The 17,523-nt window shown below is 64.8% G+C and carries 15 protein-coding genes and 1 pseudogene; 7 read left to right on the top strand and 9 right to left on the bottom strand.

Features of this window, described 5'->3' with window-relative positions:
• Positions 1–1,428 precede the first annotated feature (1,428 nt).
• The 5 genes and pseudogenes from istB to NXY83_RS17975 all read right to left on the bottom strand — a co-directional run bounded on the left by istB (position 1,429) and on the right by NXY83_RS17975 (position 7,158).
• Positions 1,429–2,247, bottom strand: coding sequence for an IS21-like element helper ATPase IstB (gene istB, locus NXY83_RS17995; RefSeq protein ID WP_258803578.1), 819 nt, complete (start codon positions 2,245–2,247; stop codon positions 1,429–1,431).
• A pseudogene (gene istA, locus NXY83_RS17990) lies at positions 2,244–3,739 on the bottom strand (IS21 family transposase). Before istA ends, istB begins: the two are co-directional and overlap by 4 nt.
• A 472-nt stretch (positions 3,740–4,211) precedes the next feature.
• A complete protein-coding gene (locus tag NXY83_RS17985; protein WP_258803577.1) occupies positions 4,212–5,177 on the bottom strand; it encodes an SDR family NAD(P)-dependent oxidoreductase in 966 nt (321 codons plus the stop codon).
• A 39-nt stretch (positions 5,178–5,216) separates the two neighbouring features.
• The gene (locus tag NXY83_RS17980; RefSeq protein WP_258803576.1) at positions 5,217–5,909 is read right to left on the bottom strand and encodes a DUF1440 domain-containing protein; all 693 of its coding nucleotides are present in this window, start codon (positions 5,907–5,909) and stop codon (positions 5,217–5,219) included.
• 73 nt (positions 5,910–5,982) lie between these two features.
• On the bottom strand, positions 5,983–7,158 hold the full coding sequence (locus NXY83_RS17975) for a zinc-dependent alcohol dehydrogenase (RefSeq protein ID WP_258803575.1): 1,176 nt from the start codon (positions 7,156–7,158) through the stop codon (positions 5,983–5,985).
• A gap of 153 nt (positions 7,159–7,311) precedes the next feature.
• Between NXY83_RS17975 and NXY83_RS17970 the strand changes: the two genes are divergently transcribed.
• The 3 genes from NXY83_RS17970 to NXY83_RS17960 all read left to right on the top strand — a co-directional run bounded on the left by NXY83_RS17970 (position 7,312) and on the right by NXY83_RS17960 (position 10,029).
• The gene (locus tag NXY83_RS17970; RefSeq protein ID WP_258803574.1) at positions 7,312–7,911 is read left to right on the top strand and encodes a DUF1440 domain-containing protein; all 600 of its coding nucleotides are present in this window, start codon (positions 7,312–7,314) and stop codon (positions 7,909–7,911) included.
• 121 nt (positions 7,912–8,032) lie between these two features.
• The gene (locus NXY83_RS17965) at positions 8,033–8,962 is read left to right on the top strand and encodes an MTAP family purine nucleoside phosphorylase (RefSeq protein WP_258803573.1); all 930 of its coding nucleotides are present in this window, start codon (positions 8,033–8,035) and stop codon (positions 8,960–8,962) included.
• A complete protein-coding gene (locus tag NXY83_RS17960; RefSeq protein WP_258803572.1) occupies positions 8,959–10,029 on the top strand; it encodes an NAD-dependent epimerase/dehydratase family protein in 1,071 nt (356 codons plus the stop codon). Before NXY83_RS17965 ends, NXY83_RS17960 begins: the two co-directional genes overlap by 4 nt.
• Here the strand turns inward: NXY83_RS17960 and NXY83_RS17955 are convergent.
• Both NXY83_RS17955 and NXY83_RS17950 read right to left on the bottom strand, forming a co-directional pair.
• Positions 10,026–11,165, bottom strand: a complete 1,140-nt coding sequence (locus NXY83_RS17955; protein ID WP_258803571.1) for a sensor histidine kinase — start codon at positions 11,163–11,165, stop codon at positions 10,026–10,028. The two genes, NXY83_RS17960 and NXY83_RS17955, sit on opposite strands and share 4 nt — an antisense overlap.
• Positions 11,158–11,898 carry a response regulator transcription factor gene (locus NXY83_RS17950; protein ID WP_258803570.1) on the bottom strand — a complete coding sequence of 247 codons (741 nt, stop codon included), beginning with the start codon at positions 11,896–11,898 and terminating at the stop codon, positions 11,158–11,160. The genes NXY83_RS17955 and NXY83_RS17950 overlap by 8 nt, the downstream gene beginning before the upstream one ends.
• Before the next feature lie 123 nt (positions 11,899–12,021).
• On the opposite strand from NXY83_RS17950, the gene NXY83_RS17945 reads away from it, so the two are divergent.
• Genes NXY83_RS17945 through NXY83_RS17935 form a run of 3 tightly spaced genes read left to right on the top strand, consistent with a single transcriptional unit; the run spans position 12,022 to position 14,275 of the window.
• Positions 12,022–12,852: a glycosyltransferase family 2 protein gene (locus NXY83_RS17945; RefSeq protein ID WP_309484097.1), complete on the top strand. Its 831-nt coding sequence runs from the start codon at positions 12,022–12,024 to the stop codon at positions 12,850–12,852.
• Positions 12,849–13,541: a TIGR04282 family arsenosugar biosynthesis glycosyltransferase gene (locus NXY83_RS17940; protein ID WP_258803569.1), complete on the top strand. Its 693-nt coding sequence runs from the start codon at positions 12,849–12,851 to the stop codon at positions 13,539–13,541. The genes NXY83_RS17945 and NXY83_RS17940 overlap by 4 nt, the downstream gene beginning before the upstream one ends.
• Complete coding sequence (locus NXY83_RS17935) at positions 13,538–14,275, top strand: class I SAM-dependent methyltransferase (protein ID WP_258803568.1); 738 nt, start codon at positions 13,538–13,540, stop codon at positions 14,273–14,275. The genes NXY83_RS17940 and NXY83_RS17935 overlap by 4 nt, the downstream gene beginning before the upstream one ends.
• Here the strand turns inward: NXY83_RS17935 and NXY83_RS17930 are convergent.
• A complete protein-coding gene (locus NXY83_RS17930; RefSeq protein ID WP_258803567.1) occupies positions 14,236–14,748 on the bottom strand; it encodes a hypothetical protein in 513 nt (170 codons plus the stop codon). The two genes, NXY83_RS17935 and NXY83_RS17930, sit on opposite strands and share 40 nt — an antisense overlap.
• Positions 14,748–15,947 carry a molybdopterin-dependent oxidoreductase gene (locus NXY83_RS17925; RefSeq protein WP_258803566.1) on the bottom strand — a complete coding sequence of 400 codons (1,200 nt, stop codon included), beginning with the start codon at positions 15,945–15,947 and terminating at the stop codon, positions 14,748–14,750. Before NXY83_RS17925 ends, NXY83_RS17930 begins: the two co-directional genes overlap by 1 nt.
• A 140-nt stretch (positions 15,948–16,087) precedes the next feature.
• Between NXY83_RS17925 and NXY83_RS17920 the strand changes: the two genes are divergently transcribed.
• The gene (locus tag NXY83_RS17920) at positions 16,088–17,503 is read left to right on the top strand and encodes a glycosyltransferase 87 family protein (protein WP_258803565.1); all 1,416 of its coding nucleotides are present in this window, start codon (positions 16,088–16,090) and stop codon (positions 17,501–17,503) included.
• Positions 17,504–17,523 lie beyond the last annotated feature (20 nt).

The raw sequence follows: 17,523 nt of genomic DNA, 5'->3' as shown, positions 1-17,523 counted from the left end.
TCCGCAGGGTCTACGATTCAGCCGACGGGCTGCGTCAGGCCGGCGGGTGTTATCGATCATTCAGTGCACCGCATGGCTGACGACCCCAACAACATTCTGGTGCTCCACTACTTCGATTCGCTTGAGGCAGCCCGGCGCCTAAATGAGTACCAGTACTCGCTTAGACGGTAGTAGTTGATCCGTAGTGCTTTGACTCCACCGGGGTTTCCGAATGCAGCTCCAGTCGGTCCAGAGCCCGAGCTCCCACGGGGACTGTCTGAGAAATCCACGCTCACAACGTGAGCTTGAGGTGTGCTGCAACAGGACGCGGTCATGGAAGGTGGCGCGTAGTGCTCGTCGTCTCGAAACTAATGACGAGTGTCGATGCCGAGACAGCGAGTTGCCATACATAGTTGCAAGAATCGGGGTCACGGAATTCACCTACGGGTACGGTGCCTTCACACAGTCGGTGAGACGTCTCGTTTCCCAAGGGTTGAGAGACTGAATGTGTCAAGTATTTTTGGCCCCACTCGGACGGCAAAATCTGGCCCCACCTATGGGCTTTTGACGGTCGGCCTGTCACCCAGCATTTACCGGGTTTGAGCGCCAACCGGTTAATCAACGCTCTTGATTAACCGGCCGAAGAAATCGCATGATCTATGTGTGCTCACAGGGGAGCGCAAAGTTGCTCACTGGGGAGCGCATCGAATGGGAGTCCGGCATGGCTGCACGTAGATCGCTTTTGTCCAGTCTCATCTCCAATGAGTGGTTGTGAGATGAGGCGCTTCTGCGTTGTTCTGATGGGTCTTAGCCTCTGCGCTACTTCCTGCGCTAGGGAACAACCTGCGCCAGGCTCGGAGAGCCCCGCTTCAATAGTCACCACCGAGGCGCAGGCTGTCGACGGGGACGTCGCCTACGCGGCCAGCGAACTGAGCCGCGAACTGGCGGGAGATGCCCGTTTTGCCTCAGTCGAAGTGCTGAAGGGAAAAAACGTTGTGGTTCATTGGGAAGGGCCGGTTGACTCGAAGTTGCAAGATCTCATCACCCGCTTTCCTGAGGTTCCGATAACCGTTGAGACAGCCCGCTGCTCCCCAGGCAAGCTCAGAGAATACGGTAGCCATCTCCTGGCAACAGACCCGACGGTCAACATCTTTTCTGTGTCACCCGATGGGTCAGCCCTCCAGCTGACCATCGATGAGTCCGTCCAGGGTTCATCCGATGTCGCAAGTCTGGAGCGCGGGTATTCCGAGGCAGCGGGATGCCCTGTCACAGTTCAATTCGGAGACGTCGCACCGGCTTCTTAACGGAGATCAGGACAATGACGCATCATTGCCTATTCGCGGCAGCTCCCGCGATCGGGGAGCTGCAGCCGCGGCCCAACAGAACGGGCTGACCAATCAACCCTTTTTGGGCCCGCAGGACGGCTACAACTGGCCGTGCCAGTTGCTTTTAGGTGGCCGCTTGTTGAGCGATGGTGTGGGCGAGGCGGTATGAGTCGGTGCCGGTTTCGATGATGGTGCCGTTGAAGGTCAGTCGGTCCACGATGGCGGCGCAGAGGCGAGGGTCAGTGAAGGTTTTGGTCCAGCCGGAGAACGATTCATTGGAGGCGATCGCGATGGAGTTTTTCTCCTCGCGTTCGGTCAAGACCTGGAACAGGAGTTCGGCGCCGCGGCGGTCCAGCTCCATGTAGCCGAGCTCGTCGATGCAAAGCAGGTCCACGCGGCCGTAGCGGGCGATGGTCTTGGCCAGGACCTTCTCATCGGCGGCTTCGACGAGTTCGTTTACGAGCCGGGTGGCGAGGGTGTACTTGACCCGGTAACCCTTCTCCGCGGCGGCAGTGCCGAGGCCGATGAGCAGGTGGGATTTTCCGGTTCCGGAGTCCCCGATGAGGCAGAGTGGTTGTCCTTTGCGGATCCATTCCCCGGTGGCCAGGGTGTGGATGGTGGCAGGGTTGATGTTCGGGTTCGCATCGAAATCAAAGTCCCCGAGCCACTTGTCCCGGGGAAAGTTCGCAGCTTTCACGCGGCGAATGGAGGAGCGCCGGTCCCGGTCGTCGCACTCGGCCAGCAGCAGCTCGGCTAGGAAGCCCTGGTAGGAGAGTTGTTCCTTCCCGGCGACGGTGAGGGCTTCATCGAGGACTCCCCGGATGGTGGGCAAACGCAGTCGACGGCAGGCCTGGTCCACGGCGGCAACCGCTGCCTGTTCGGTCAGGCCGCGGCGCCGGCGCAGAGTAGGGGTGATGGTGATGGCGGGTGCCGTGGGGCTCATGAGATGTTCTCCTTCGACGCGGTTCCTGCAGGGTGTTCGGTGCGTTTGGCCAGCAGCTCGTCATAGGCACTGACCGAAGGCAGGGGCCGGACGTCAGGCGGGAGCCCGGCAATGACGGCTGCGGGGTTCATGAGTCGGCGCTGGGTGAGACTGACAACCCGTTGCACTTTCAATTCGCTGTGAGCAACGGGATGACAGTCGGTACCGGCCCCATCCCGGGAAGAGGCCGCGGCGTGTCTGCGGGCTTCGACCGCGACGACGTCGGCGCTGACCGCGCCCACTCCCAGCGCCGCGCACCGGGTTTGGTTTTGAGTACTTCGAGATAGTGATCCAGCTGGACCGATTGCCCCGGCCGGGCGGCGACCCGCTGATGTCTGGCGGCCACCATGCGGCCGTCAAACACCACGACCTCGGACGCCCGCAACGAGACCCGGACCCTCCGGCCGATGAACCGGGCCGGGACGGAGTACTTCACCATCCGGACCGTGACCATCGAGGACCTATCAACCCTCGGGTTCAGCAACAGACCCGGATCAAATTCCTCCGCCGGCAAGGGGGCCAGGAACGGCCGTTCAATCTCGAAGTCCTGACCGATGGTGCGGATCCTGTCATTGATTCGCCGGCGATCGTCCTGTGCTTCCCATCCGCGGATGCGGTCGTTGAGCTCGTCCAGGGATTCAGCGACAGGCATGGGCGAGAGTCTGTTACGCCGGAACCAGCCCACCTCACCCTCAACCCCGCCCTTTTCATGGGCCCCTCCGATGCCAGGTTGGCAATAGAAGGGATCGAAGCCGTAGAACGAACGGAATAACACCCACCGGTCGTTCTCCTGGCGCTGCCGGCCTTGCCCGAACACCACAGCGGTGACCGCGCTGGTGAGATTGTCGTAGCGGATGTGTTTGGTCGGGATGCCGCCAAGAACGTTGAAGGCCTCGATATGGCCCTCGAGAAAGGCTTCCTGGGCCTGGGTCGGGTAGATCCGGTGGATGGCTCTGCCCGAATGCGATAACCGAAAGATGAACATGTGACACTTCGTCTTCACCCCGTTAAGCACGACAAAGACCTCGCCGAAGTCCACCTCGGCCTCGGCGCCCGGCGCATGTTCCTGAGGAACAAACACCTCAACGCGGCGTCCGGCCTCCACATCAATCTGGGCCCGACGGACCCTTACGTAATCACGCACCGTGGAATACGAGAGCTCCTGCACACCGTGCTCTTCGATGAGCCGGGCCAGGATCCTTCGTGCGGTATGACGCTGCTTCCGCGGAGCCGTTGTGTCCTCGATCAGCATCGCGTCGATCGCGCCCTTGAACGGTTCCAGCCTCCAGGACACGCCTTGCCTCTGTTTGCGCTCCGGAGGGGCAGCTGAATCCAGTGCCTGCCTCACCGTTCTTCTGTGAACTCCGTGCCGGACCGCCAACGCACGAACGGACAGGCCCTCAACCCGGGCGTCCCTTCGGATCCGCGCGAACAACTCCACTCTCGACTCCATCCAGACCAACCTTCCGCCGCATCCATCCACTGATGAATCCAACGTTGAAGGTGGGGCCACAAATAACTGTCACAAGGTGCCCGGCGAGTCATAAAGTGGGGCCAGACATAACCGTCCTACCGGGGCCATCCAAACCTGTCACAGCCAGAGACAGTCGTTAATGCAGCAATGAAGCGGCCGACTGCCCGATTTGGATTTGCCTGGCCGAGAATTTTAGGGAGTGGTCTGCGCGATGATCACAGGTAGGGGCGCACTCTCCTCGGGCTGGCCAGGTGACGGCCGGACAGGGGTTCGTTCATCGCATGATCCCTAACCTGCATGAGCGGGTAGTTGCCGCGCCAGCGGACGAGGTGGGATTGCTCGTTGGGAGCGGGGTCCGGTCTGCGGAGTGCAGGCAGTCAGCTTGCGCCGCCGGTAAGCCGGCACCTGTCGAAGTGATGATGTTCGCTGACCCGGGTTGATTCTGTGGACGTTACGGGCGACGACGCCGTGCGAGCGACCAGATAGTAAAGATGGCGCTGGCTGTTGCCAGCCTTCTGGTCCGCGTGGTCCGCCAGTTTCCGGTGGTCTGGTTGCTCAAGGGGTCCGGGGTGAAGACGGTGCCGTTTGAAGGTGCTATAACGCCTTGACGTAGTGCAAGCACGTTCATCACCGGGTTGATGCATCGGTCATAAAGCCGTGGAAAGAGGCTGTGGATCGGGATGAGTGTTCCCTGAATCTGACCTACCACTGATACCGGCCGGGGCCGTTTCGCGATTCGGAGTATTGCCTTGGCGACACGGTGTGGGGACACAACAGGGGGTAGTGGGTGGACGAGGTGGCCCGTGTAGTTCGCGGCGTGCTGGTAGATGGGCGTGTCGATTGTTGCCGGCAGCACCATGCAGATGTGGATGTCCTTGGCTGTTCGTAACTCCTGGCGCAGTACTTCCGTGAAACCAAGCAACCCGAATTTGCTGGTCACGTAGGGGGAGACGTATGGCGAGGTGATTTTGGAGTACACCGAACCGATCATGATCAAGGTTCCCTGGCCCTGGGCGCGGAAGTACGGCAGCACCGCACGGGCGGTGTGGACGGGTCCGAAAAGGTTTGTTTCGATGATGCGGCGGAACACCTGGGGTGGTGTGGTTTCGAAGGTTCCGTAACTGTAGACGGAGGCATTGGCGACGCAGACGTCGATGTGGCCGAAGGCTTCGACTGCCGCGCGCATGAGGTTTTCTACCTCGGACTCCTGGCTGACATCGGTAGGCACGGTGATGACCTGTGCCCCGTGCTCGGCGCATTCGGCGGCGACTTCTTGCAGGGTTTCTGTGCTGCGGGCGGCGAGAATCAGCCGGGCACCGTCTTTCGCGAACGCATGAGCGGTGGCCCGGCCAATGCCGCTGGAGGCACCGGTGATCACCACTACGGCGCCGGGTGCACCGGGTTTTCCCGGTTTCACCGGGTTTGCCACGCGTTGGCCGCCGCTGTGGGGTGATGGTCAGCGGACACGGTCGAACAACCGCAGCAAGCTTTCGGTGACCATGCCGAGGACCACGTGGGTTACCGCGCCCCTTGCGTGTGCCTGCCAGGGGTATTCCTTTGGCCCTGAGGCCAGCCCGAGTGCAGGGGCGACCACTTCATCGTTGATCACAAACAGGCCAAAACCGTACAGGGCACCTCCGCCTGCCTGCATGACGGGTACTTTCCTGCGGACGACGGCGTGCAGCGCTCCGGGCAGAATGCCCAGCGCGTAGTGCAGGGCAACACCGGAAGGGTTTGGTTGGCCCGTGTGAACGTTGATGCCGGTGAGAGCGGCCAGTTTCTCGGCTCCCACGTGGGCGACGTCTTTGCCTGCCGGTTGCGCCTGCGGCTGCCGGTCCAGGGCCTCTTTCTCGGCATCGGTGTACTGGAGGTCGTTCCCGCCCTTTCGGGCCTGCAGTTCGCGTGCCATCGCGTCCGGGTCTTCATGGTTGTACAGAAACCATCCGACGCGGTCCATCGCCCACACACCGGCCGCGCCGGCTACTGCGCCGAGCAGCATATCCAGAGCAACGCTGGGCTGTGGTTGTTTTACATGCCGGGCGGGAACAGGGCTGACCGGAACGGGAGCGGCACCCAGATGCCCGTTCCCGGAGGGTGTCGGGGCCAGGGAGCCGTCCGGCAGGTTTTCGGCTGTCGTGGGATGTGTCATCGAGGGGTCCTTTCAACGGTTCGGGGGAACTTCCGTCATAGCGGAAGGAAACCCTGGTGCCGGGGTGGGTGTGTCAGGGTTTGAGAATGACTTTGATGCAGTTGTCCTGCTTTTTTTGGAAGACTTCGTAGGCTGCGGGTGCTTCATCCAAAGGGATTTCATGGGTCGCCAGGTCGGTAACGCCGAGCGGGTCGGAAGGATCCTCGACCAGCGGCAGGAGGTCATCGATCCAGGCTTTGACGTTGCACTGGCCCATGCGCATCTGGATCTGCTTATCGAACAAAGTCAGCATCGGCATCGGATCTGCCATGCCGCCGTAAACACCGCTGATGGAGACAGTCCCGCCGCGGCGCACAGCGTCAATACAAGCGTGCAGAACGTTCAACCGGTCCACACCGGCCTTCTCGATGGCTTTTTGCGCGAGCGGATCCGGCAAAAGCCCCGCTGCCTGTTGCGCGAAAGCCCCTACCGGGGATCCGTGTGCCTCCATCCCGACGGCGTCCAGAACGGAGTCCGGGCCCCGGCCGCCGGTCATGTCCCGCAACTCATCACCTATGGTGTCGCTGTAGTCCAGGGTTGCCACGCCGTGCCGTTCGGCCATGGCGCGGCGCTCGGGCACCCGCTCGATGCCGATGACCCGGTACCCCAGATGGACGCCGGCGCGGGCCGCGAACTGCCCGACCGGGCCCAGCCCGAAAACCGCCAGCGTGCCGCCGTCGGGTACGTCCGCGTACTGCACGCCCTGCCAGGCAGTGGGCACAATGTCCGAGAGGTAGAGGTACCGCACATCGGGCAGGTCCTGGCCCACTTTTATCGGGCCGTAATCGGCGAAGGGGACCCGCAGGTATTCCGCCTGCCCGCCGGGAACCGAACCATACAGCTCCGAGTAGCCAAAGATCCGCGCACCGAGCCCTTTTTCCCGGACCTGCGTGGTCTCACACTGCGACTGCAGGTTCAGATTGCACATCAGGCAGGTCCCGCAGGCGATGTTGAAGGGAATCACCACCGGGTCCCCGACCGCCAGGTTCGACACGGCACTGCCAACCTCTTCGACAATCCCCATGGGCTCATGACCCAGAACATCACCCTTGCTCATGTAGGGGCCCAGCACCTCATACAGGTGCAGGTCCGACCCACAGATCGCCGTGGAGGTAATCCTGATGATCGCGTCGGTCGGCTCCTGGATGACCGGGTCCGGCACCTGTTCAACGCTGACCGACCGCTTTCCCTGCCAGGTAAGTGCCCTCATGATCATTCCCGTCATTGGTAAGTATGCTTAGCAGTCCCAGTATGTTCACGTTTACTGGCCGAAAGGAAGGGGCTGCTTGTGCCGGGTCCGATCCCCGAGTCAGAAGTAAGCGCTTATCGATCGGCAATTTACTGCCAGGACGAAGGTGATCGGGTGAATGACCAGCGGACCACCCGGAGATGGGCTCCGGTGGCAGGGCTGCGTTCTTCAGGCCTTGATGCGGTTTTGGGTGCAGCTGCAGGTGCTGCCGGTGTCTGGGCCATGGACCAGGTCGGGTGGTTCATGCTTGGACTCGAAAACTGGCAAACCCTGACCCGGGACCTGGCAGCGCGCGACAAAGATGCGGCTGGGAAAGCGGGGATTGAAAAGCAGGTCCGCGCGGTGCAGGCGGGTGCCACGGGCACGCTCTCCACTGCCGGCGCGTTGAAAAAGGCTACGCAGGTCAGCGGGGTGAGCCCGACCGATCAGCAGCTGGGAGCGGGCGCGGGCCTGTTTCATTATGCGCTGGGAATGCTGCCCGGCGCCCTCTACGGCGCAGTACGCCGGAGAAGACCCGCAGCGGCCACCGGGTCCGGCGCCCTGTACGGGTTGGTGTTGTTTGTGGTGATGGACGAAACCGCCGCGCCGCTGACCGGGATAGCCGCTTCACCGGGACGGTATCCCTGGCAGGCGCACGCACGCGGCCTGGTGGCCCATCTGGTGCTCGGCATAACGACCGAAATCCTCCTGCGCGCAACCGACCGCCTCCGATGAACAAATGACGGGCCAGCGGTTCGGTGCTTGAGGGTTCCGGCGAGGGTTTCAAGGACCGGCGTTCGGAACATGTAAGGATTGCACTCGTTGCGGTTGCTGGCGGGGTTGGCATGATGGGGTCATGGCCTACCCTTTGGAACCCCTTGCCCGCGTCGGCATCATTGGTGGCACCGGGCTATACCGGATCCCAGGTGCCGCCGTGCTGGGCACATTGAACGTTGCGACGCCGTTCGGTGCGCCTTCCAGCCCTGTCACCCTTACCCGGCTGGGCCCAACAGGAGGCCACGCAGGCGCGGACGGCCCGATGGTCGCATTCCTGAGCCGTCATGGCCGCGGACACAGCATAGCTCCACAGCAGATCAATCACCGTGCCAACCTTTGGGCCCTCAAGAGCCTGGGTGTGGAGGCTGTTCTTTCCTGCGCGGCAGTGGGCGGGTTGGTTCCCAGCCATGGAACCGGCGCCTTTGCCGTACCTGACCAGTTTCTGGACAGGACGTGGGGCCGGGCAGACACCTTTTATGATGGGTCGCTGCCCACCGGGGTGCAGCATTTGCCCGCCGCCGAGCCCTACAGCGTCCCGCTGCGCGCGGCGCTCCTCGCGGCGCTGGAGCTGCAGGGCGAAGACTTCGCACCCGCAGGGACCGTGGCCGTGATCAACGGGCCGCGATTTTCCACGAGGGCGGAGTCTGCGGATTTGGTGCAGTCCGGTGCCCATCTGGTCAGCATGACCCAGTACCCCGAGCCCGTGCTGGCGGCGGAGCTGAACATGCATTTCGCTACGCTGGCGTTCATCACAGACGCTGACACCGGCCATGACGGTTCCGAACCCGTGACCGCTGAGCTGGTGCTCGGCCGCTTGGCTGCCGCGCAGCCGCGCCTGCTGGCTGTACTGTCTGCGGCGGTGCCGGGAGTGTTGGCGGGATTGGCCGGTGCGGGGCCTGCGGGTGAGGGTGGTTTCCCGCCGATGAACCTCATGCCGGCCGAAGCCGTGGCGGCCGTGATGGGGGCCTCCTGCCCGGTCCTCCCCGGCACCGCACCGAGCGTGCCGTGAGGATTCTGGTAACTGGCGGAGCCGGCTTCATAGGGGGCCACATCGTCGATGCCGCCCTGGCACGTGGTTGGGAAGTCAGAGTCCTGGATTCACTGGATCCGGCGGTGCACCCGGACCGGCCGCCAGTGAATCCGGGCGCGCTTTTGCTGGTGGGTGATGTCGGTGATGCATCTGCTGTCGCTGGGGCGCTGGAGGGGATCGACGTCGTTGTTCACCAGAGCGCCAAGGTGGGCCTTGGCGTGGGTTTCTCGGACGCACCGGACTATGTCCGGAACAATGACCTGGCCACGGCCGTACTCCTGGCAGCAATGGCCTCGGCCGGCATGGACAAGCTGGTGCTGGCCTCCTCAATGGTGGTCTACGGCGAAGGCGCCTACACCGATCCGACCGGCCGGCTGGTGCGGCCCGGCCCGCGCAGGGTGGAAGATTTGGAAGAGGGAATCTTTGATCCCCGGGACCCGGCCACCGGAGAGCTCCTGCTGCCTGCACTGGTCGCCGAAGACGCAGCGCTGGACCCGCGGAATGTCTATGCTGCCTCCAAACTGGCCCAGGAAAATCTTGCGTCAGCATGGGCGCGTTCAACCGGAGGGGCTGCCATCGCGCTGCGGTACCACAACGTCTACGGGCCCCGAATGCCCAGAGACACCCCCTATGCGGGCGTGGCCAGCCTGTTCCGCTCGGCCCTGGCCCGGGGGGAGGCGCCGCGGGTGTTCGAGGACGGCGGCCAGCGCCGCAGCTTCATCCATGTGGCCGATGTGGCGGAGGCAAACCTGTGCGCCGTCGAAGCGCTGGCGGAAGGCCGCCGGGTCATACCGCCGGGGACACTGCGGGCATACAACGTAGGAGCCCCGGAGGTCCACACGATTGGGCAGGTGGCCGCGGTCCTGAGCGCTGCTGTTGGCGGCCCGGTCCCTGTGATCACAGGGGACTTCCGGCTGGGCGATGTCCGGCACATCACCGCGAGTTCGGCACGGGCCAAGGCCGAACTGGGCTGGGCGGCGCGGCATGGGTTTGAGGACGGTATGCGCGAGTTCGCCACCGCTCCGCTGCGCGGTGACCGCCCTTAGGTGGCCGGTCCGGGGTTCTCCTGCCCGGCCGGTATGCGCAGCAGAACCCGGCAGCCGCCTTCAGTGTTGGCAACTTCCAGGGTGCCTCGGTGGGCCTTGACGATGCCGTGGACCATGCTCAGCCCAACCCCCGCGCCGCTGTAGCGCGATGTGGTGCGTCCGGTGTCCTTTTGCCAGCCCGGGGTGAGCATTCGGGGCAGGTCCTCCTCCGGGATCCCGCCGCAGCCGTCGCGGACCTCCACCGAGACTTCGCCGCCCGTGGATGTCACGGCAATGGACACGGTGCTGCCCGGGGCGCTGTACAGGATGCCGTTGAGGACCACGTTGCGGATGGCCCGGGATAATGATGCCCCATCGGCGGCCGCCATGGTGGGGGTGACGGCGTCACCGTTGATGGCGATGGCCCGGCTCGCCGCGACCGGTGCGAGGTCGGCTATGGCGTCGCTGACGACGTCGTACAGGTCCAGCTGCTGATGGTCCAGCACCAGAGTACCGGCCTGGATCTTGGAGAGCTCGAGCAGGTCATTGACCAGCGCGGCCATCTGGTCGGTCTGCCCGATGATTCGCCGGTGGTAGCCCGAGACATCCTCGACAACACCATCTTCGAGCGCCTCGGCCATGGCGCGCATGCTGGCCAGCGGAGTGCGCAGGTCGTGGGAAACCCACGCCACCAGTTCGCGCCGCGCAGCTTCCACCGCCTGCTCACGTTGTCTGGATTCCTCCAGCTTGCGGCTGGTAGCGGCCAGTTCGGCGGCCAGCGCGGACAGCTCCGAGGTCATTTTCCGTTGCGCTGCCACGGGTTCTCCGCGGCCGATTCTGGCAGCGTCCCCGGCCAGGCTGTTGGTGAGCCTGGCCAGCCCGGCTCCCAGGAGTACGGCCACGACGGTAGCAACGGCCGAGGCGACCGCCAGGATGACCCACATCACCTGCAGATCCGACTCGGTGATGAACATGGCGTTAAAGGCGCTGACCATCCCTGCCACCAGGATGGCCACGGTAGCCAGGACCACCAGCAGGATCTGCACCACGATTGAGGTCCTGCGGAGCAGGCGCTGCAGCGCGACAGTCAGAGCACCGATGCCCAGGGCCCACGCCAGCACGACGGCGACAATGGTGAACAGATCGGCGCTAGTCATGGCTGGTCGTGTCCGTGCCGTGGTCAAACCTGTACCCCACACCCCACACCGTTTTCAGCAGCACGGGCCGGGTTGGGTTGGCCTCGATTTTTTCCCGCAACCGGCGGACGTGAACTGTAACGGTGGACAGATCACCAAAATCCCAACCCCAGACGGCCTTGATGAGGACGTCACGGCTGAAGACCTGGTTCGGGCGGCGCAGAAAGAACGCGAGAAGATCGAACTCCCGCGCTGTGAGAGTGAGGTTCTTACCGCGGTACCTGACAACGCGCGAGGCCGGGTTGAGGACAAACCCGGCCAGCTCCACGGGCGGCTCCGGGGTGAATTCCTTGATGCTGCGGCGAAGCACCGACTTCACCCGCAGCACCAACTCCCGGGGCGAGAAGGGTTTGGTGACGTAGTCGTCGGCGCCCATTTCCAGGCCCAGGATACGGTCGTCCTCGGTACCAAGTGCGGTGAGCATGATGATGGGCATGGACTGGGTGAGCCTGATCCGCCGGCAAACTTCCACCCCGTCCAGACCGGGCAGCATACGGTCCAATATGACAAGGTCCGGGTTATGCGTCTGGGCGAGGTGCAGGGCACTGAATCCATCCCCTGCCATGTCCACTTGGAAACCGGCCAGTACAAGATAGTCATGCACTATCTTTGCGATGGTGGCCTCGTCTTCAACGAGCAGGATGCGCCGGTTGCCAACGTCCCCGGGGTCCGCGTCTGGCTGATCAGTGTTCACATTTCCAGCATAGGTTCGTGCGCGCCGCTGTGGGTCTGTGCGGGGATCACCGGAGCGCAAACGTCCCTGTTCCGTAAGGATTTCCCCCTGCCGCGGCGGGCCGACGGATTCTACGGTCGAAGGGTGGAGAACAAGCAGAGCAGTTCGCACGATGGAACCGGTGCCGCCGGCGGCCGCGGCGGACCAGATAAGGACGCCGGGCCCGGGTTCGCCGTGCTGGTGGACGTTGTGCTGCCCTGCCTCAATGAGCGTTCAGCCCTTCCTTGGGTGCTGGCGGCCCTGCCGCCTGGATACCGCGCAATAGTGGTCGACAACGGGTCCACCGATGGCTCCGGAATGCTGGCCGCACGTCTGGGGGCCACCGTCGTCCAGGAACCCAGGCGCGGGTTCGGTGCGGCGGCCCATGCGGGGTTGTTGGCTGCCACCGCTGAGTTTGTGGCCTTCTGCGATTGCGATGGCTCGCTGGACCCTGCCCAACTGGCCCCTATGCTGACGCTGGTGCGCAGCGGGCGCGCCGATCTGGTCCTGGGCACCCGGCAAACGGTCCGCGGCGCCTGGCCCCTCCACGCCCGGCTGGCCAACATCGCCCTGAGCCGTCGGCTGCGCCGGATGACGGGAATCCCCGTCACGGACCTGGGCCCGCTTCGCCTGGCCCGGCGCACCGCGCTTCTGGGACTGGACCTCACCGACCGCCGCAGCGGCTACCCGCTGGAAATGTTCCTCAAAGCACACCACAACGGCTGGCGACTCGCCGAGGTCCCCGTCGCCTATGCACCCCGCCTGGGCAAGTCAAAGGTGACCGGAACAGTGCGGGGAACCCTGACGGCCATCAAAGACATGAAGTCGCAACTGGACACCGCATCCCGACGGGCGCAGGGGGGACTATCCGGCGGGCCGGCTGGTGACAGGCCACCGGCGGACGGGCCGCCAGCAGGCCGTGGAGCCAGGCCATGAACCTCACCATCGCGGTCATCGCCAAAGAATGCATCCCGGGCAAGGCCAAGACGCGCCTCACTCCTCCGCTCACTCCAGCGCAGGCCGCAGCCCTGGCCCAGATCAGCCTCAGCCAGACGCTGCAGCTGGTACGGTCCCTGCCCGGGACCAGGCGTTTGCTCGTGTTCGAGGGGACACCGCACCCCAGGGACGCTGCAGGGTTTGACGTGGTTGCCCAGAGCACCGGGCGGCTGGACGAACGGCTGGCGACCATCTGTTCGCAGGTCACCGGCCCGCTGCTGATTCTGGGCATGGACACCCCCCAACTTTCGCCTGCGCCACTCGCGCGGCTGCTGGCGGACTGGTCCGTCCCGACACCCCGCCACGACGCCTGGATCGGACCGGCATCGGACGGCGGCTTTTGGGCCCTGGCCCTGCACCAGCCCGACGGCGCCCTGATCCAGGGCGTGGAAATGTCCACCCGGCAGACCGGGGCACACCAGGTGGCCCGGATCGTCAATGCCGGCCTGGCGGTGGGGCTGCTGCCCATGTTGCGGGACGTGGATCACTTCGCCGATGCCATGTCCGCCGCCCGGGACTGCCCCGGCACCCCGTTTGCCCGGGCGGTTGACCGCCTGGCCCTGGGGCTATCGGTGCCGGGGGTGTCGGTGCCGGCGAACGCACCCACCAGAGGGTCGGCCACGTCATGAGCACCCCGACAGCTGCCGGGGATACCGGGACCGGGGCCGGTGGCGCAGCTGCAGGCGGCTACATCCCGTGTGGTTTTTTTGGCCAGGGAGGACACGAGCCCTACGCTGGCAGCCTGTCCACGGGGGTGGGGAACTTGACCCTCCGTTCGGAACGGTCCGGCCCGGAACCGATCGGGCCTGTTCACTTCAGCGTCCTCTCCTGGTCTGCCCCCGCCACCGCCGGTGAACGCGAGTTGCTGCGCGCACTTCGCGGGCCGGTTCTTGATGTCGGTTGCGGCCCTGGCCGGATGCTGACCGCTGCACGGGAACTGGGCCTGGCGGCAATGGGCGTTGACACGAGCGCTCCTGCGGTGCGGCTGGCCATCAGCCGTGGCGCCGCTGCCATCCATGGCTCGATTTTCCAGCCGGTCCCGCACGAGGGCGCTTGGGCTTCGGTACTGCTATTGGATGGCAACATCGGAATCGGCGGGAACATCCGGGGACTGCTGGAGCGTATTGCCTCGCTGCTGGCACCGGGCGGGCAGGCACTGGCAGAAGCCGAGACGGACGATTCCCTCGACGTGGCCTACCTGGCCGTGCTGGAGGACTCGACGGGGCGGGCCAGCGCCGCCTTCCCCTGGGCCCGCGCCGGCGCTACAGCACTGGCCGGCCATGCGGCCCGGGCGGGGCTGGTTTCCGTCGCCACCCGCATTGTTCAGGGCCGGGTCTTTTTGACGCTGGAGCGCCGGGCGTAAAGTCCTGCAGCGGCGACGCCCGCCGTAGCTGCCACGGCCAGAACCAGCCAGAAGAGGCCTAAGGCCTGCCCATAGTCTCCCTGCAGGACCGTGTCGTTGGCACCGCTTCCCGGGCCGGTTGGCTGGAGCACCTGCTGGGCGCGAATCAGCGGCGCTGCCACCAGAGTCACCACTGCCCCCACCAACAGGGCACCCCGGACTATTCCCTGCTGGAGGGGGCGCAGCCCGTACGTCAGCCGCGATAATCCACCGCCGGCCAGGGTTGTCAACGGAACCAGCACGCCGTCGTGCACCAGCAACGCCGCGGCAAGCCAGGCCGCCACACCGACCAGCTGGGCAGGTGGAACATTGGTCAGCAATCCGAACAGGGCATAACCCACCGCGGCCAGGCCCGTGGCGCCCAGCGCAGCCCGGACCCACCACAGCGTTCCGCGGCCAGTCGTCTCCGGCGGACGTATCAGCGGCAGCGGCATCAGATCACCTCCACTTTCTGCACCCATTTGGTCTGCAGCACTCCCGGCCGGCCGGGGGCGATGATTCGTGCCGGATAACCGTGGTCAAGGTCCAGTGGCATGCCGTTGAGCTCGAGCGCCAGCAATGTCTGCTCATCCTGGCTGTACGCCGCGGGCATGAAGGAGCGCCCATAGACGCCGCCCTGCTCCAAACTGGAAATCTGGAGCTCGGAGTCCGCCGGCGCGCCCACCATGGCTATCAGGTCCCGGATCCGCACACCGCGCCATTGGGCGTCCTGACTCCACCCCTCCACACAGGCTATGGGCAGTCCATAGCTGTACTGCGGCAGGGCGCCCAGCTGGGCCAGCGTCAACGTTTTCTGCACTGATTCCGACGAAACAGTCAGCACCCAGTCGGGGGCCAGGGCCGCGTCCGCGACACCGGCCTGGGCCGCGGTTCTGTTGATCGGTACCCCTTGCGGACCGGTATCCATTCTGCGCGGCGCGAAGAGGTTCAGACCCGCCAACCACGAGAAAGACTGACCCGCCGTGGTCAAAACGACGACGCCGGTGCCAGCGGTGATTGCCGCCAGGAACCCCCTGCGGCTCCACCCCGGTCCGTTGGCTGCCGCTATCGCAGCAGGAACCGTTTCGCTAGGCGGGGCCTCTTCGGCGGCAGCAGCGGATCGACGGCTCCAGTGCGCCCGGATGAGGGGCAGCTTAAGCGCAATATGCAACGCCAATGACCCGATGACCACCCAGCCCAGCCAATAATGGACATCCCTGAAAGAGAACGGCCAGGGGTACCAGTGGAACGTGTTCAGCAGCCCGGTGGTGACTTCCACGAGCGAGGCGGCCACAAACAGGGCAATCGAGGCCCTCTCCAGGCCGTGCATCACAGATTTCAGCGGCGGCCACCGCAACAGTTCTGGGAACACGGACCACAGCTTGGCAGCCAGCAGCGGGATGGAAGCGATTCCGGCGGTGACATGGATGCCCTGGGTGGCCACATACAGCCACACAGGACGGGTCGGGAAAAGCATCCAACCGGGCGGATTTTGCAGGAGGTGGCTGAACAGCCCCGTCACAAAGCACACGGTGAATGCCGCGCCGAGCCAGCGGCCCAGGACCACCGTCAACCGTTTGCTTCGCAAAGGGGAGGAGAACCGTGCGTTCACCGCATCCATCCGCTCGTGCAGGATGGTGGTCACTCTGTCCATACCAAAATCAGACCACCGGGACTCCTGTCCAGTCCCGGACCAGACCTTACGAAACCGGAACGCTCCCCAGATTCCATCGCGCACCGGCCTGTACGTGGTGCAGGATCAAGGGGTGAGCGAACCAACACCCCGCAGGGCACATGGCACCAGGATTCCCTAGGCGGGCGGGGAACAGCCCGGCGGCAAGCGCTCCGCCGCGCCTCGTTGCGACAGTGGCGGCGCTGGCGCTGGTGGCGTTGCTTGCCGGCGCTGTCTGGTGGACGGTCACCACCGATCCCTCAGCGGAGTGGGTGTCACCGGTCGGTACGCTGGCGGCCTGGGCACTCTTTCTTGCGGCCGCCCTGATGGCACGGCGGATCCCAGCCCGGCATGGGGCCGCCGTCGTGCTGCTGGGTTCGGTGCTGATGGGTGCCGCGGCGATCTCTGCCCCGCCCGCCACAAGCAATGACTCCGCCCGCTACGCCTGGGACGGCATCGTCCAGAAAGCGGGAATTTCCCCCTACCAGTATGTGCCGGCCGATGAGGCGCTGCGGCCGCTCCGGCCGGAATGGCTGTTCCAGGACCCCGGACCGGACGGAACCTGCAACACCAACCCCTTTCCCACCGGCACGGAAACCACCACCAACATTCCCGGGGGCACGACGCTGTGCACAGCCATCAACCGGCCCGCCGTTCCCACCGTCTATCCGGCTGTGGGGGAGTTGTATTTCCTTGCCGTCCGGCTGGTCGCCGGTTCCGAAGTGCGGTTCATCGCCTTCCAGCTGGCCGGGCTGCTGCTGAGCCTGGCTGTGACTGTACTGCTGCTGACCTTCCTTCGCCGCACCGGCCGTCCGGCACATCAGGCGGTGTGGTGGGGATGGTCCCCGTTGGTGGCCATCGAAGGCATCAACGGCGCCCACGTGGACACACTCGGCGCCGCCCTCACCCTGGCCGCTGCCCTGCTGTTGGCGGGCGGGCGGCCCTTGGGTTCTGGAATGGCATTCGGGGCGGCGGTTGCCACGAAGCTTATTCCGGCCATCAGCGCCCCGGCCCTGCTCTACCGCCGACCGGTCCGCTTTATCGTCGCAGCAGCGGCGACCTTCGTGGTGGCATATATTCCGTATGTCATCGCCAGCGGCTGGTCAGTGCTGGGCTACCTGCCCGAATACCTCCGCTCCGAGGGGTACGACGGGCAGAACAGCCCGCGATTTACACTGTTAAAGCTGGTGCTCCCGGCCAGCTGGGCCGCCCCCGCGGCACTGCTCCTGCTGCTGGGTCTGGCCGTGTATGTCTGGCGGACCACCGACGCCGCCCGGCCCTGGGACGGGCAAGTTTTCATGGTCGGAGGGACGCTGCTGCTCGTCTCGCCCAGCTACCCCTGGTACGCCCTGCTTCTGCTGCCGTTCGTTGTGCTGAGCCGGCGCTACGAGTTCGCCGCCCTCGCCCCCGTACTGGCCCTGATGTACTTCACCGGCGCCGAACCACACGGCCAGCTAGTGGCCAGGCTGGGCCTTAGCACCGTTGCCGTGCTCATAGTCGCTGCCACAATCGTGCGGCAACGCCGCTCAACGGCCTAAAACCTACTGCTTTAAAACCC

Source organism: Pseudarthrobacter sp. NS4 (genome assembly GCF_024758005.1).
GTDB lineage: Bacteria > Actinomycetota > Actinomycetes > Actinomycetales > Micrococcaceae > Arthrobacter.
This window is presented reverse-complemented; position numbering and strand designations above follow the sequence as displayed.

Coding starts and splice junctions, on each gene's coding strand:
- NXY83_RS17975 (WP_258803575.1), bottom strand. CDS start 7,158: ATGAGGGCACTTACCTGGCAGGGAAAGCGGTCGGTCAGCGTTGAACAG.
- NXY83_RS17955 (WP_258803571.1), bottom strand. CDS start 11,165: ATGACTAGCGCCGATCTGTTCACCATTGTCGCCGTCGTGCTGGCGTGG.
- NXY83_RS17935 (WP_258803568.1), top strand. CDS start 13,538: ATGAGCACCCCGACAGCTGCCGGGGATACCGGGACCGGGGCCGGTGGC.
- NXY83_RS17980 (WP_258803576.1), bottom strand. CDS start 5,909: ATGACACATCCCACGACAGCCGAAAACCTGCCGGACGGCTCCCTGGCC.
- istB (WP_258803578.1), bottom strand. CDS start 2,247: ATGAGCCCCACGGCACCCGCCATCACCATCACCCCTACTCTGCGCCGG.
- NXY83_RS17930 (WP_258803567.1), bottom strand. CDS start 14,748: ATGCCGCTGCCGCTGATACGTCCGCCGGAGACGACTGGCCGCGGAACG.
- NXY83_RS17920 (WP_258803565.1), top strand. CDS start 16,088: ATGGCACCAGGATTCCCTAGGCGGGCGGGGAACAGCCCGGCGGCAAGC.
- NXY83_RS17965 (WP_258803573.1), top strand. CDS start 8,033: ATGGCCTACCCTTTGGAACCCCTTGCCCGCGTCGGCATCATTGGTGGC.
- NXY83_RS17940 (WP_258803569.1), top strand. CDS start 12,849: ATGAACCTCACCATCGCGGTCATCGCCAAAGAATGCATCCCGGGCAAG.
- NXY83_RS17925 (WP_258803566.1), bottom strand. CDS start 15,947: ATGGACAGAGTGACCACCATCCTGCACGAGCGGATGGATGCGGTGAAC.